Origin of the sequence: uncultured Ellagibacter sp. (assembly GCF_934643285.1) — a bacterium.
In the GTDB taxonomy this organism is placed as follows: Bacteria; Actinomycetota; Coriobacteriia; order Coriobacteriales; family Eggerthellaceae; genus Ellagibacter.
Map to the genome: position 1 here is coordinate 212,630 of NZ_CAKUBT010000001.1, position 15,240 is coordinate 227,869.

Below are 15,240 nucleotides of genomic sequence, written 5' to 3' on the forward strand. Positions count from 1 at the left end.
AGCGTGGCAACCTGCGCAAACGGCTATCTCAGCTTATCGAAGCGCAGGGTGATCTCGATCTTTTGGGGGCCAACCTTCACTTCCGGTGCGCCGAGCGGATCAAGGTAATACCGATTGGCGATATCGAGGAAGGCATCCTTGCAGGAATCCGCGAGCATTGCTTTGTCCTCATCGCAGAGACGAAGCGACCTGCCGTCGCAATTGACGGCTTTCTGACTGGCCGCTTTTGAGGTTTCGGGTGCCTTTTCCTTTGCGGGAATCGCCTGAGTTCTTACGAATTCGGCCAATGGAATGATGGGCTTGATCTCCTCATTTAAGATTCGGCGGGCGGAGCGCTCTGAAAGCGAGAGCCCCAATCCTTCTGCGATTTCGGCGAAGCTTGCCGGATCGGATGCAGTGCAGAGGCGTTTGCATACCGGCAACTCGAGCGGGTCTTTGCAGAAGGCCCGAAGAGCAGGAGAAGTGGTCGCCGCCCCGAATTCGTAGAGCGTGGCGGCGATTTCGGTCGCCGAACCCCAATAAACCGTGCATGCCTTCCTCGATTCGAGGGCGAATTCCGTTGCGGTGCGGACGATGTTTTTCGGTCCTCGCATCGAGTAGGTTCCCGATTCCGTTACTTCGAACGTAGGGAAGGTCGATTGATCGGCGCGTTCTGGAAGTTTGGTGAGGTCGGTTTCGACGTAAATCGCGCTACCGAAATCCTTGTCCGATGTGAGAACCTTCGCCTGCGTCGAGTTCACTTCGATCGAGTAGAGAGCCATTCCCCTGCCGTGGACTCCCCATTTGTCCATGTGGACAGTATCGAGCTTAGAAGTGACGCGCGGTTCGAAGATCTTCTCATGCAAGGCGAGTGGAATGCCGTCTCCATCGTCGAGCATCGTGAGCTTGCGAGTGTCCCCGTCGCGTCCTACCGCAAGGAAAATGGTGCGGGCATGGGCGTCTCGTGCGTTGCGAAGCAGCTCGATAACGATGTCCTCGGTCGATCGAATGTCGTGGGCAGCTTGGCGTCGCTCCGCTTCGGACGTGCGAAGACGAACGAAGCCATCCCCTAAATCGTCTTCGATTCGGAGATGGCTTTCGTCACAGATGGAATCAACGAATTGTTCGAGATCCGATGCGCCCATGTATTATTTTGCGATCCCGATGGCTCGGCTTTCGCGGATGACCACAACCTTGACCTGCCCCGGGTACTGCATCTCGCTCTCAATGCGGTGAGCGATATCGTGAGCTAAGACGACGGTCTGAGCCTCGTCGACAACTTCGGGCTCGACCATGACGCGAACTTCGCGGCCGGCCTGGATAGCGTAGGTGCGCTCGACGCCCTTGTAGGAGTTGGCGATTTCCTCGAGCTTCTCAAGACGCTTGACGTATGCGTCGAGGGTTTCTTTACGTGCACCAGGGCGCGCAGCGGAAACGGCGTCGGCGGCCTGCACGAGCACGTCGAGGACGCTGTTCGGCTCGACGTCATTGTGGTGTGCCTCGATCGCATGGACGATTTCGGGACGCTCTCCGAAGCGGCGTGCAAGGTCTGCGCCGATGACGGCATGGCTGCCCTCGACTTCGTGGTCAACCGCCTTGCCAAGGTCGTGCAGTAAGCCGGCTCGCTTGGCGGGAATCGGGTCGAGGCCAAGTTCGGAGGCCATGACGCCGGAGAGGTACGCAACCTCAAGCGAGTGGTTGAGCACGTTTTGACCGTACGAGGTGCGGTAGCGAAGGCGGCCTAAGGTTCTTACGAGCTCGGGATGCAGGTCGTGAATTCCCGTGTCGAAAGCCGCTTGCTCGCCCGCTTCGCGAACGCGCTGGTTAACGTACTGCTCGGCTTTGCCGAACATCTCCTCAATGCGCGCCGGGTGGATGCGGCCGTCAGCGATGAGGTTCTCCATCGTGACGCGACCGATTTCGCGGCGAACGGGGTCGAAGCATGAGATGGTGACGCACTCGGGAGTGTCGTCGATGATGAGGTTCGTGCCGGTGAGCTGCTCGAACGAACGGATATTGCGGCCTTCTCGTCCGATGATGCGGCCTTTGAGGTCGTCGGACGGGATATGGATCGTCGACACCGTGTTCTCAGCCGAATGGTCGGCAGCCACGCGCTGGATGGCGAGGCTCAAGATCATGCGGGACTTCTTGTCTGCCTCGGCTTTCGCCTGCGCTTCCGCATCGCGGATGATCGCGGCAGATTCGTGAGCAACCTCATCCTTCAGCGAGGTGAGCAGTTCGTTCTTCGCTTCCTCGGGCGTCATGCCCGCGATGCGCTCAAGGCGCTGCGATGCTTCTTGCTCGACTTGAGCGACATCGCGCTCGCGGCGTTCGATCTGGCCCTGCAACGAGGAAATTTGATGCTCCCTTGCGTCGAGCGACTCAACGCGACGATCGAGCGATTCTTCACGCTGGGAGACGCGGTTCTCAGCGGCGCGCACCTCTTTCATGCGCTCCTTGTTCTCCGCTTCGGCTTCCTGCTTGAGTTTGAGAGCCTGATCCTTTGCTTCGAGGACCGCCTCTTTGCGCATCGTCTCGGCTTGTCGTTTTGCGTCAGCAATCATGTCGTCGGCCTCTTGAGCAGCTTTCTTCGTCGAGGCGTTGATTACGTAGCGGGTGATGACGAAGCCGAGAGCTATGCCGACGATTGCGCCGATGATCAGCCATGCAATTCCGGGCATATGCTCCCCCTTCCCTTTTTGGTTTCCAGTAGTCATGACATAAAAAACCCGGACAATGCCGGGCCAAAGCGAAACGCGTATCAAAAGGAGCGTCATATTGGGTTATAGATATATATGAAGTCCCTCATGGGACGCAAATCACTTATGCCTCCATACATAATAGAGGATGTTTGCTGGTCATATAACCCTCAAGGTCAAAAAATGCGAAATTGCTCGCTTAGTCGGCGAAATATTCGCATTCAGGTGCAGCAAGAGACTCGCTCCAGCGTCTCGCGGCGGAAGCGGCGACGTCGCCGCTGTACCCTTTTTGGATGAGCTTGCGATAGGCGCCTTCTCGAAGATTTTTCGATCGCGGTGGCTTTCGGTCCAAAAGGGCAATCGCTCGTTTAAGCTCATCGTTTCCAAATTGCTCGTAGGCGAGCTGCCAAGCTTCTTCGGAAGGCGAGTCGACATCGAGCTGCTCGAGAGCGCGCTCGACGCCGCGGCGACCTTTGCCCTGCGCCAGCTGGGTGCGCATGAAAGCTTCGGCATAGCGCGCGTCGTCGACGATGTGCGCCTCGATTGCGCGCCCAAGGGCGTTCGAGACAGCCTGCTCGCTGAAGCCGTCCTTGATGAGCCGCTCGTGGAGCTTCTTGCTCGCTTGCTCTCGAATGCTTGCGAGTTTCAGTATTTTCTTGAAGGCCTTTGACTCCTCCTCCGCCAAGCCGGTCTCTTCATAAACGGAGGAGGACTCGATTTCCCTGATATTGCGCTTTAGCTGCTCTATGTCGACGAGCGTTGCCATGAACCGCTATTTCTTCTTCGGCTTGGCGACGGGGGTGACTGCATCGGCCTCTTCTGCGGTGCGCGTCGGGATGGGGATTTCGAACGCTTCGCGAACCTTGTTCTCGAGCTCTTCCCTCATCTCGGGGTTTTGGCGCAACGTAGCCTTGGCAGCCTCGCGGCCCTGTCCCAAGCGCTCTTCGCCGTAGGTATACCACGCGCCGCTCTTCTTTGCGACGCCGCATTCGACGGCCATATCGACGATGCAGCCCTCACGGGAGATTCCTTCGCCGTACATAAGGTCAAACTCGGCCTGGCGGAACGGAGGCGCCACCTTGTTTTTGACGACCTTCGCGCGAACGCGGTTACCCACGACCTCGCCGTCCTTCTTAATGCTGTCGATGCGGCGAATATCAATACGCACGCTGGAGAAGAACTTCAGGGCGCGGCCGCCTGTGGTGGTTTCGGGGTTGCCGAACATCACGCCGATCTTCTCGCGGAGCTGGTTGATGAAGATGCAGGTTGTGTTCGATTTCGAAAGGGAGCCTGCGAGTTTGCGCAGCGCCTGAGACATGAGTCGCGCCTGAAGTCCGACGGTGGTGTCACCCATCTCGCCTTCGATTTCGGCTCGGGGGACCAGCGCCGCGACCGAGTCGACTACGACGGCGTCGATCGCACCGGAGCGTACGAGCATATCGCAGATTTCGAGCGCTTGCTCGCCCGTGTCGGGCTGCGAGATGAGCACCTCGTCGATGTCGACACCGAGGCGGGCGGCATACACAGGGTCGAGCGCATGCTCGGCGTCGATGAAGGCGACCACACCGCCCATCGCTTGGGCTTCGGCGAGAATCTGGAGGGCAAGGGTTGTTTTGCCCGATGATTCAGGGCCGTAAATCTCGATGATGCGGCCACGAGGCACGCCTCCGATTCCGAGGGCTGCGTCGAGCGGCAGTGCCCCAGTTGGAATGACGCCGATGTTGAGGTGCTCGCCTCCTTCGCCAAGCTTCATGATCGATCCCCGACCGAATTTCTGCTCGATCTGATCGGTTGTGATCTTAAGCATCTTGGCTTTTTCGTCGTTCATTCCTTCTCCTCCGATTACGGCGATTTCGTCCATGTCATAGCTCCTCATTATACGAACAAACGTTTGTGAGTCAAGACTCGCAGTGGAACTTGCCTCAGCAGAATCGTAACGTCGCATTCTGGCAGAGCTTTTACGAAAACCTTCCCGATTTCTGGCAGCTTATCTGCAGGAAATTAAGCGAAACTCGTCGAAAGCGCACCCTCGATCATGCGCAAAACTTCCCGAACTGTCGCATTGCGAACCTCTTCGCGATTCCCTTCGAAATGGAAGCACATCGCTTCGCAGGCGTTTTGCGTGGAAACCGCGGCCCATACGGTGCCGACCGGCTTGCCTGGCTCTTCCCCACCGGGACCTGCGATCCCCGTCACAGCAACGGCTATGTCGACATCGAGGTTCTTGCGTGCGCCCTCTGCCATCTGCTGGGCGACCGTTTCGCAGACGGCCCCTTCGGTCTTGAGAACCTCCGCGTCAACGCCGAGCTCGCGATGCTTGATGTCGTTCACATAACTCACAATCGCGCCGTGCACGACCTGCGAGCTACCGGGAATCGCCGTGAGAGTGCCCGCGATGAGGCCTCCTGTCAGGCTCTCGGCGCACCCGATGGTCGCACTCTTCTCGCTCGCGCTTTCTATGATGCGACGTGCGATGTCCTCGTTCGTTTCGTTCTTCGCGTTCTCCTCTCGCAGGAGAGCTCGTTCCTTGCTCGTGGTGAGTCCGAGAAGATGGCGCGCCTTTGCGAAATAATCCATCATCGAGATGATGGTGAGTGCGAGCGCTACGATCATGGCGAGCCACGAGAGCACGTAGAGCGGGTTGTCGAAGGGGTTCGGGCTTGTCACGGGGAGGATGGAGTCCTTCACGATGAACAGTACGATTGCAATGATCTGTGTAACGGTCTTCGCCTTGCCATACCAGCTTGCCGCGATGACAACGCCCTTGTCTGCGGCGACCATGCGGATGCCAGACACGATGAACTCGCGTGCCAAGATTATGAGCACCGGCCAAGAAGGCAGGACCCGGAGCTCAACCAGCGCGAGTAGCGCTGCGCAGACGAGAATCTTGTCCGCAAGCGGGTCCATGAACTTGCCGAAGTTCGTCACCTCGCCACGGCTGCGCGCGAGGTAGCCATCAAGCCAATCCGTACATGATATCAGAATGAAGATAAGGGCCGCGATAAGGCTTTTCGTGGTCGATGAAACGCCTGCAATACTGAACCAGGTCGGCCAGGGGGTGATAAGCGCGACGACGAACACCGGGACGAGGCAGATGCGCACGAGCGTGATGATGTTGGATATCGTCCAAAGCTTGTCGGTCTCCCCCGGCTTCAACTCGGTCGACATTACTCGGCCTCCATTTCGTAGAGCAGCGTGTCGGCAATTCGGACACGAACGATGTCGCCCACGTTCCCCTCGGTGAGGTAGGTCTCGCCGTCAACGTCGGGTGCCTGGCACATCGCACGGCCGAACAGCTGACCGTCTTCTTCGATGCCCTCCACGAGCACGTCCATTTCCCGCCCGACGCGTTGCGCGATGCGCGGTGTGCACGATGCGTCTGCAAGGTCGCGCAAGGTCTGCGCGCGCTCGGCCTTGATATCCTCGTCGATCTGGCCAGGCAGCTCGTATGCGGCCGTGCCCTCCTCGCGGGAGTACGCAAAGACGCCTATGTAGTCGAAAAGCCCTTCGGAGACGAAATCGCACAGCTCCTCGAACTGCTTTTCGGTCTCGCCGGGGAAGCCAGCGATCAGCGTTGTGCGCAAGGTGACGTCGGGAATTGCTGCGCGAATGCGCTCGGCGAGTGCCAGATATTTCTCGCGCGAGCCTGCGCGGTTCATGGCGCGCAGAAGCGACTTGTCGATATGCTGGAGCGGAATATCGAGGTAGGAACAGATGTTGTCGCTATCAGCTATGGTCTTGAGCAGTTCGTCGGTAATTCCCTCGGGCTGGACGTACATGACGCGGAACCACGTCGATGGGTAACGTTGCGCAAGCTCGTCCATGAGCGCTGCAAGTGATGACGGTTCCTCGAAGTCCTGTCCCCAGCGGCCGGTGTCCTGCGCGATGAGCACGATTTCCCGTGCGCCCTTTGCAACGTGAGCAGCCACTTCGCGGTCGATGTCTTCCAGTGTGAAGGAGTGGTAGCGCCCGCGAATATAGGGAATCGCGCAATATGAGCAAAAGCGGTTGCAGCCGTCGGAAATCTTCACGTACGCTGAGACGCTTGCGGGCTCGTCATTGGAGTCGTCGTCCGACGCGGTGCGCTCGGGCGAGCCTCCGAACAGGGCATTAAGGATTTCCCCAAGGTCGTCTTCCTTGCTACAGGGGACGAACGCGCAGGCCTCGGTCAGCTCTGCCGCAAGCTCGTCGCCGTAGCGTGCCGGCATGCACCCTGCAACGATAAGCTTGGCGTCTCCCGATGCGACGTTTTCCATGCCCGCTGCCTCGAAGATCGCCTCGAGGCTTTCCTCTGTAGCACTCTGAATGAACGAGCAGGTGTTGATGACGATCGCATCGGCTTTCTCGGGGTCTTGCTCGATTCGGTAGCCCGCGACTTTCGCCTTTGCGCGCATCTTCTCGGAGTCGACTTCGTTTTTGGCGCAGCCGAGCGTGATGAAGGCGACGGAGCGCCCGCCGCCTTGGGTAACTTCCACTGTCATGAACAAGGATTCCTAGCGATAGTTCGTGTACTGAAGCGGTTGGCCGTAGTCTTGGCCTTTCAGGAAGGCGATAACCTCCTGAAGCGTGTCACGGGAAGCCGAGGAGACGCGGAGCTTGTCGCCTTCGATGGTCGCCTTGCACTTCAGCTTGAGGTTGCGGATGTCCTTGCTGATCTTGCTCGCCGTCTCCTTGTCAATGCCGTCGACGATCGTGGCGGAAAGACGCACGCTCTGCCCGGTTGCGGCTTGCGGCTCACCCCACTTCACAGCGGTAAGCTCGATCCCGCGCTTCACGAGCTTGCTGCCGATCACGTCTTTCACCTGGCGGGCGACGAAGTCAGCCGGTGCGTGGATCCCAAGGGTCTTGTTCTGCTTGTCGAGTGTGATTTCAGCGCCCGAGTCCTTCAGATCGTAGCGCTGCGAAATCTCGCGTTTAGCCTGCTGGAAAGCATTGTCGACTTCCTGGATGTCAACGGTCGATACGATATCGAAGCTCGATTCCTTTGCCATGTGGGCCTCCTTGGTTATTCGGATGTACGGGTCGTGCTCTTCGTCGAAGTTGCGTTGCTCGACGAAGAAGAGGTGGTGCTTTTCGTGCTGGATGACGACGTCGAAGTCGACTTCGTAGAATCGCTTGAGGTTGCGCTCGACGACGAGGACGACTGGCCGTGGTCCTGCTGCCATTTCGCAAGAATCTGCGAGAAGTCGACGGTGTAGTCGTACATGCCGTTGCTGTTCTCGGTCAAGTCGACCTTCTCCCCGTCGACGGTGACCTCAACTGCGCTCGAAGCGTCGGAGATGAAGCGCAGCTTAGTCGTGACGTCGAAGGACTTCTCGGCCGGCCCCGTTACCGTCTCGGCGACGGATGCCGAGCTCGAATCGCCCTCGTAGATCTCGATGTAGGCGCTCGAACCCGACGCGACCTTATAGGTGAAAGTGGCCTTCGTCGGCGCGACGGAGGACTGCTGGGTCTGGGGGTCTGAGGTCGAGGTGCTCTCGGAGTCGCCTTGCGCCTGCTTGTTCGACGTATCAGACAAGCCCGTGATGGGCACGGTCGGTGTTTCCTGAGCGGGCTTGGACTCTTTGCCGCCGAACACGAACACGCAGATGATGATGACGATCACGGCGATGACGCCGATGCCGATGAGCAATGGAAGTTTCGGGCGCTGTTGCGTCACGTTCTGCGGTGCCGCGTAGAGGTTGGTGTACTGAGGGCTTCCCGGTGAGAGCGGCCTGCGCGAGGTGTGCACATGGTCGTTTCCGCGAGCTGTTCCTCGTGTGTCGTGCCTGTCGTCGAACATGAGGCGCCCCGATGACCTGCGCGAGGAGTTGTCGGACTGTCGCGAGCTCGAGCCGCGCGATGAGCGCTGTGACCTCATGTTCGGAACGCGCGACGAGTCGTTTTTCATCTTCCCCGTCTCGTAGGCGTTTGCGGCCTCGAGGTACATCCGCGTGATGGTCGTCTGATTGACGCCGACGATGCGCGCGTAGGTGGCGACCATGTTCTTCGCGTATCCGCGAGGCGGCATGCGCGTGAAATCGTTGTTCTCGATTGCGCGAATGATGTCGGCGCGAACGCGCATCTGCCGTGCGATGGATTGGACGTCCATCCCCCGGCGTTCGCGCGCTTCCCTGAGCACAGCGCCGAATGTCGTATTGCTAGCCACCTTCTACTCCTTTGCGGCGTCGTTCGCTTCGAATGCTTTCAGTGTCTCGAGCTCCATGGCATCGACGAGAACCTCGCGCGGCTTGCTGCCGTTGGGCGGACCGACAACTCCATGTTCCTCAAGCATGTCCATTATACGACCTGCTCGCGAATACCCCACCTTCAAGCGCCTTTGAATGTTCGAGGTCGATCCGAGACCCGATGACACGACGATGTCGGCCGCTTCCCAGATAAGCGGGTCGTCCTCCTCCACCGTGCCGCCTGAACCGTCGGGCGACTGCGAGAGGTTCGTCACGATGTTGGTCTTCAAAATCTCGGAGTGGTACTCGGGCTGCCCCTGTTCCTTCAGCGCGTCGACCACAGCGTTGATCTCGTCCTCGGAGACGTAGCACCCCTGGATACGCTGCGGTTTCGCGTACTCGGGCTTGCTGAAAAGCATGTCACCCAAACCGATAAGGTTCTCAGCGCCGGGAGTGTCCAAGACAACGCGCGAATCGATGCCGGATGCCACGTTGAACGCGATGCGGTTCGTGATGTTCGCCTTTATGAGACCGGTCACCACGTTGGTGGAAGGGCGCTGCGTCGCCACGATGAGATGAATGCCCGCGGCACGGGCAAGCTGCGCGATGCGGCTGATGGAGAACTCGACTTCCTTGCCGACGTTCATCATGAGGTCGGCAAGCTCGTCAATGATGATCACGATATAGGGAAGCTGCGTGGCAAGCTCCTCGGGAACGGGCTCCTCGGTCGCCTCCGCGCTCTCAAGAGCCGCATGCACCTTCGCGTTGTATTGGCCGATGTTTCTGGCGCCGACCTTCGAGAAGACCTTCAGGCGGCGTTCCATCTCGGCAACGCCCCAGGCGAGCGCGCTCGCCGCCTCCTTCGCCTCGGTCACGACCGGGACGTAGAGATGGGGAATCCCGTTATAGGGCGTGAATTCGACGCGCTTCGGGTCGATCATGATGAAGCGGACTTCGGCGGGCGTCGCGCGCATGAGGATCGACATGATCATGGCGTTGATGGACACCGATTTGCCGGAGCCGGTCGTGCCGCCAATGAGCAGGTGGGGCATCTTCGCGAGGTCGGTGATGATCGACGTGCCCTCGACGTCTTTGCCGATGGCCATAAGCAACGGGCCGCCATCGGCGTCCTTGAGAACATCGCCTAGGAAGACGGTCTGGCGAGTACGGTTAGGCACCTCGATGCCAACGTAGTTCGTCCCGGGAATAGGCGCGAAGATGCGAACGCCTGGGGCGGCGAGCGCGAGCGCAATGTCGTCGGAGAGCGCCGTGACGCGGCTCACGCGCACTCCTGCAGGAAGGTCTACTTTGAAGAGCGTGACCGTGGGGCCTGCGACCCATCCGACGACGTCGGCCATGATATGGAAGTCGGCGAGCGTTTCCTGCAGGTGGGCAGCCGTGTCTTGGAGCTCGATTTCGGACGCACGGTCCTTCTCGGGGTCGTTGGAGTAGGAAAGCAGGTCCATCGAGGGCAGCGTGAACCCTTCGAGCGGCGTCGGGGCACTTGCGGGCAGTTTCGCGCGCGCCGTCCTCTTGGGCTTGGGCGCCTCTTCTTGCGGTGCCGCTGCGTCGGTGTCAGCCTTTTTGCCGAGCTTTCGCGTGAGCGACGATGACGTGCCCTCGATGGGCTCGATCCTGCGGGTCGGCATCGAGGCAGGTTGAGCCTCTCCCCCATCGGAAGTGCTTGACTGCTGCTCCTCGAGCTCGGCGAGGCGAGCCGCCTTGCGCTCTGCGCGGCCGAGGGCTCGGGTTTTCGCGGAGGAGGACGTTCCCTGTGCGATGGATTCGGGGGTTGCCAGGGGATGCGCGGCGATGACCCGCGTCTCGGCACTGCCGTCGACCTCGGGAGCTTCCTCATCTGCTGTATCGATTCCCTTTGAGTTGCGGCGAATCCTCGCGAAGGGCAACGACGCGTTCGCACCCTCCTCCGCTCGGCGCTTGGCGCCGCTTTCCCTGATTTTCTCAATAAGCTTGGAGATGGAGAAGCCGATGATGCACACGCCGGCAGCAGCGACGCCGACAACGATAACCATCGAGATGACCTGCCCGAATAATGTGATGCCGAGCCAGGCGATGCCCGCTCCGATATAGCCGCCCCGAACGGTTAGCTCATGGTCGTTGAACAGGATGCCCGCAGGGTCGCCCCCCTCAGGCAATGGCGTCGCGAGCGCGAACACCGCGAGCAGCGCGACGAAAACGAGTGCAAGACCCACTGCGACGCGGGTCGGCACGCGTTCTGCTTCGAAACGGATGAGGAAGGTGATTCCGATAGCGAGCAGGAACAGCGGCAGGATATAGGCACCGATTCCGAGCGTGAGATGAAGCGCGCTCGAAATGAAGGAGGTCACGATCGCGTCGGAGCGTATGACGGCTGCGATGAAGAGCACGACGGCCGCGACCGTGAAGGCGATGCCCACGATATCGCGTTTCGCGTACTCGTCGATGAGCTTGCGGGAATCGCGCTCTGCGTCAGCCGCCTTCTGAGCGCGGGGATTGCGTCCCTTGCGGGTGCCTGGCTTCCCAGACCCCGCGCTTTGCGAGCGACGGTTCGCGGCGGTGTTCCTCGACGACGAAGATGGCTTCCGAGCCACTATTGCTCCTAACTGGTTCGTTGATGCTGCGTGTTTGCGAAGCAGGCCCCCGCGTCGCTGGGGCGCAGGGGCATGTTGGGTCGTTTAAATCTCAAGCAGGTTGGCGATAACCATCGGGCGCTGCTTGGTGCGCTCCCACAGCAGGGACAAAAGCGCGTCGCGTGCGGCCTTCTTGGCCTCCTTGAGCGTGGCGTTCTTGCCAAGCGCCTTGCGAAGCGCGCTCTTCACGGCAGCTTCTGCGTCGCGCGCGAGGTAGGCGTCGTCTCCGCCGGTGATGCCGCGCATCTCCACCTGGACCTCGCCCTGCACCTCGTGGCGCGAAAGCGAGACGGCAGCTGCAATGCAGGCAAAGCCCTGCTCGCCGAGTGCGCAGCGCTCGTCGAGGACGTCTTGCGAGGTGTCGCCGACCGATAGGCCGTCGACGTAGACGATGCCGCTCTGGACAACCTCGCCACGATGGACGCCGCGGGGAGTGAGCTCGAGCGATTCGCCGTTCTCGCACAAAAAGATGTTGTCCTTAGGTACGCCGGTTGCTTCCGCAAGGCGAGCGTGGGCGCGAAGGTGCGTCGACTCTCCATGGACAGGCATAAAGGACTTCGGCTGCACGATCGAGAGGACGATCTTGAGCTCTTCAGCACCTGCGTGTCCCGAAACGTGGACGCGCGCACGGCTTTTATCATACACGTCAGCGCCGATCTTCGCGAGCGAGTTGATGACGCGCGTGACGGCCTTTTCGTTGCCGGGGACAGGCGTCGCCGAGATGATGACGGTGTCGCCTTCCTCGATGTCGATCGTCTTGTGCTCGCCGTTCGCGATGCGCGCGAGGGCCGAGAGCGGCTCGCCCTGGCTGCCCGTGCACATGATGACGACCTTCTCGGGCGGGATGCCCTTCAGCTCGTAAGCATCGATGAGGTCCTCGTCGGGAATGTTGAGATATCCCAGCTTGCGGGCGATATCGGTGTTCTGCACCATCGAGCGGCCCGTGACGACGACCTTGCGGCCGTTCGCTCGCGCGGCGTCGCAGATCTGCTGCATGCGGTGGATATGGCTCGCGAACGAGGCGATGATGACGCGCTGCTTCGCCTGGCTGATGATGCGGTTCAGGGTCTTGCCAACCTCGGCCTCGCTCGGCGTGAACGTGGACTTCGTCGCGTTCGTGGAGTCGCTCATCATGAGGTCGACTCCGATTTCGTGGTAGCGCGCAAGCGCACCGAAGTCGAAGTGGACGCCGTCGATCGGGGTCTGGTCGAGCTTGAAGTCGCCGGTGTGCAGCACGTTGCCCGCCGGGCTCTGCAGAAACACGCCCACGGCACCGGGGATCGAATGGTTTACGGCGAAAAACTCCGTCGTGAAGCAGCCCATCTTCACCTGCTGGCCGGGCTTGATTTCAACGAGCTTGGCGTTCTTGATACGGTGCTCGGCGAGCTTTCCCTCGATGAGGCCGAGCGTGAGCTTGGTCGCATAGATGGGAACCGGGCGATCGAGGTCTTTCAGGAGGTACGGAATCGTGCCCGTGTGGTCCTCGTGGCCGTGCGTGATGACGATACCGCGCAGCTTGTCGGCATGCTCAAGCACATAGGTGTAGTCCGGCAGGATAAGGTCGACGCCGGGATGATTGTCGTCGGGGAACATAAGGCCCGCGTCATCGACGATCATGTCATTTCCGCATTCGAACACGGTCATGTTCTTGCCAATGGCGTCAAGGCCGCCAAGAGGGATGATCTTCAGCTTGGCCTTGGGGTCCTTGCCCGCGCTCGACGAACGCTTCTTTTGAGTGGGCTTGCGCTTCTTTTGAGTGCCGTCGCCCGCTTCCCCGCCCTTGGTAAGCTGGGGGCGTTTATGCTCGAGCTTCACATGCTTGTATGTCTTGGTTTTCTTTCCCCTCTCTGCGACACCGTTGTCGGGCTGCCGAGAAGCTGATTCGGTATATTTTTCCTTTTCCATATATTTCCTTTATCACGGTACGCGAACGCCCGCAGGCGCAATTCACCTGCGGGCGTTCGCGCTGATCGATTAAAGGACGCCGACCTCGCGCATGATCGATGCGAGGCGTGCCGATTGCTCGGCGGTGGCGTCGATAAGCGGCAGGCGCACGCCGCCGACGGGGAAGCCGACAAGCTTGAGGGCTTCCTTCACAAGAATAGGGTTCGAGGTTTCGAACAGGCCGTCCATAAGCGGCAGAAGCGCTTCGTGGGCAGCCCATGCCTCGTCCCACTTGCCTTCGGCGCACTTCGTGACGAGCTCTTTCATGCGCTCCGGCGCGACGTTGCCGGTGGTCGAGATGACACCCGCACCGCCGAGGCGCATGACGTCATAGGTTGCGGAGTCGTCACCGGAATACACGCTGAAGCCCTCGGGCGCAGCGGCGGCGATGGTTGCGATCTGGTCCATTTTGCCGGATGCTTCCTTCACAGCGATGACGTTCTCGCAGTCGTTAGCGAGACGCAGCGTGGTTTCAGCTTCCATGTTGACGACGCAGCGGCCCGGGATGTTGTAGAGGATGATGGGCAGCTCCACCGCATCCGCAATGGTCTTGAAGTGCTGGTACATTCCCTCTTGCGGAGGCTTGTTGTAGTACGGGACGACGCACATGAAGCCGTCGACACCGAGTTTCGCGACGTCCTTGGCGAAGTCGACGGTGTCGGCTGTGCAGTTGTCCCCCACGTTGGCGATGACGGAGGCCTTGCCGCCGATCGCCTCGACGACGGCGCGGAAAAGCTCGATCTTCTGAGGGTAGAAGACTGTGGGGCTCTCGCCGGTGGTTCCATTGATGATAAGCGAGTCGTTACCGCCTTCGATAAGGCGCGTGGCAAGTGCCTGCGCGCGGTCGAGGTCGAGTTCGCGCTCATCGTTGAAAGGCGTGACCATAGCGGTGATCAGGCGACCGAAGCGGGGTTCAACGTTCGACATGGGCGTCTCCTTAATTCATGCGTGCGCCTCCCCGCCATAAAGGCAAGGAGGCGAACATATGCTCGATTTATCTATTATGCCAAAGTGCGCAGGGCGGATTACGCCTCATGCATGAAGTTCTCCAAACCTACAATCAGGCCCTCACGAGCACCGACGCTCCTGATACCTAGCAAAACGCCGGGCATATAGGACGCTCGGTCCCAGGAGTCGTGACGGATGGTGAGCGTCTGCCCCATTGATCCGAAGATAACCTCCTGGCTCGCAACGTAACCCATTGAACGAACGGAGTGCACCGGAACACCCGAGACGAGCGCGCCGCGCGCACCTTCAGCTCCTGGAAGCTCCGTCTCTGCTCCGGGTGCCTCGCTCGTGCGGCCGCCTCGCGCAACCGAGATGATCTGCGCCGTGCGCATGGCGGTGCCCGAAGGCGCGTCCTTCTTGTTGCAGTGGTGCATCTCGATGACTTCCGCCTCGGGGAAGTAAGGGGCTGCCGCCTTGGCGAACTCCATCATGAGCACCGCGCCCGTCGTGAAGTTCGGGGCGTAGAACAAGCAGGTCCCGGAAGGAGCGAGCGCGGCGAGTTCGTTGAGCTTCTCATCGGAGAGTCCCGTCGTGCCGACGACGCAATCGATGCCCGCAGGCAGCGCACAGCGAAGGTTTCCCTCGATGACGCTCGGCTGCGTGAAGTCGACGACGACGTCGAACCCGCCGGCAGCCACAGCCTCCTCCATCGAGGAGTAGACCGTGAACGTTGCCCCCTCTTTGGGGAAGGGGTCGATGCCGCAGGCGACTTCCATGTCGTCTGCGGCGTTCACGGCGTCGATGACCGCCGAACCCATGCGGCCGAAGCATCCAGAAACAGCTACTTTAACCATGGTGTCCCCGTTTCTTTCG

The 15,240-nt window shown here is 60.1% G+C and carries 12 protein-coding genes; all 12 read right to left on the reverse strand.

Going from position 1 to position 15,240, the window contains the following annotated elements; translation table 11 throughout:
• Positions 1 to 23 precede the first annotated feature (23 nt).
• Positions 24 to 1,124 (reverse strand): ATP-binding protein, encoded by a 1,101-nt coding sequence (locus Q0I65_RS00975; protein ID WP_296058833.1) that lies wholly within the window; start codon positions 1,122 to 1,124, stop codon positions 24 to 26.
• Positions 1,125 to 1,127: 3 nt separating this feature from the next.
• Positions 1,128 to 2,660, reverse strand: a complete 1,533-nt coding sequence (rny, locus tag Q0I65_RS00980) for a ribonuclease Y (RefSeq protein WP_296058835.1) — start codon at positions 2,658 to 2,660, stop codon at positions 1,128 to 1,130.
• Positions 2,661 to 2,877: 217 nt separating this feature from the next.
• Positions 2,878 to 3,444, reverse strand: coding sequence for a RecX family transcriptional regulator (locus Q0I65_RS00985; protein ID WP_296058837.1), 567 nt, complete (start codon positions 3,442 to 3,444; stop codon positions 2,878 to 2,880).
• 6 nt (positions 3,445 to 3,450) lie between these two features.
• Positions 3,451 to 4,506, reverse strand: a complete 1,056-nt coding sequence (recA, locus tag Q0I65_RS00990; protein ID WP_158048538.1) for a recombinase RecA — start codon at positions 4,504 to 4,506, stop codon at positions 3,451 to 3,453.
• Positions 4,507 to 4,679: 173 nt separating this feature from the next.
• On the reverse strand, positions 4,680 to 5,846 hold the full coding sequence (gene pgsA, locus Q0I65_RS00995) for a CDP-diacylglycerol--glycerol-3-phosphate 3-phosphatidyltransferase (protein ID WP_296058839.1): 1,167 nt from the start codon (positions 5,844 to 5,846) through the stop codon (positions 4,680 to 4,682).
• Positions 5,846 to 7,159 (reverse strand): 30S ribosomal protein S12 methylthiotransferase RimO, encoded by a 1,314-nt coding sequence (gene rimO, locus Q0I65_RS01000; RefSeq protein WP_296058841.1) that lies wholly within the window; start codon positions 7,157 to 7,159, stop codon positions 5,846 to 5,848. The genes pgsA and rimO overlap by 1 nt, the downstream gene beginning before the upstream one ends.
• Positions 7,160 to 7,171: 12 nt before the next feature.
• The gene (locus Q0I65_RS01005; protein WP_296058843.1) at positions 7,172 to 7,669 is read right to left on the reverse strand and encodes a YajQ family cyclic di-GMP-binding protein; all 498 of its coding nucleotides are present in this window, start codon (positions 7,667 to 7,669) and stop codon (positions 7,172 to 7,174) included.
• 14 nt (positions 7,670 to 7,683) lie between these two features.
• Positions 7,684 to 8,826, reverse strand: a complete 1,143-nt coding sequence (locus Q0I65_RS01010) for a helix-turn-helix domain-containing protein (RefSeq protein WP_296058844.1) — start codon at positions 8,824 to 8,826, stop codon at positions 7,684 to 7,686.
• Positions 8,827 to 8,829: 3 nt separating this feature from the next.
• Positions 8,830 to 11,436 (reverse strand): DNA translocase FtsK 4TM domain-containing protein, encoded by a 2,607-nt coding sequence (locus Q0I65_RS01015; RefSeq protein WP_296058847.1) that lies wholly within the window; start codon positions 11,434 to 11,436, stop codon positions 8,830 to 8,832.
• An 84-nt stretch (positions 11,437 to 11,520) separates the two neighbouring features.
• Positions 11,521 to 13,380 carry a ribonuclease J gene (locus Q0I65_RS01020; protein ID WP_296058849.1) on the reverse strand — a complete coding sequence of 620 codons (1,860 nt, stop codon included), beginning with the start codon at positions 13,378 to 13,380 and terminating at the stop codon, positions 11,521 to 11,523.
• Positions 13,381 to 13,449: 69 nt separating this feature from the next.
• Positions 13,450 to 14,346, reverse strand: a complete 897-nt coding sequence (dapA, locus tag Q0I65_RS01025; RefSeq protein WP_296058851.1) for a 4-hydroxy-tetrahydrodipicolinate synthase — start codon at positions 14,344 to 14,346, stop codon at positions 13,450 to 13,452.
• Positions 14,347 to 14,444: 98 nt separating this feature from the next.
• Positions 14,445 to 15,221: a 4-hydroxy-tetrahydrodipicolinate reductase gene (gene dapB / locus Q0I65_RS01030; protein ID WP_296058853.1), complete on the reverse strand. Its 777-nt coding sequence runs from the start codon at positions 15,219 to 15,221 to the stop codon at positions 14,445 to 14,447.
• Between the last annotated feature and the right edge of the window lie 19 nt (positions 15,222 to 15,240).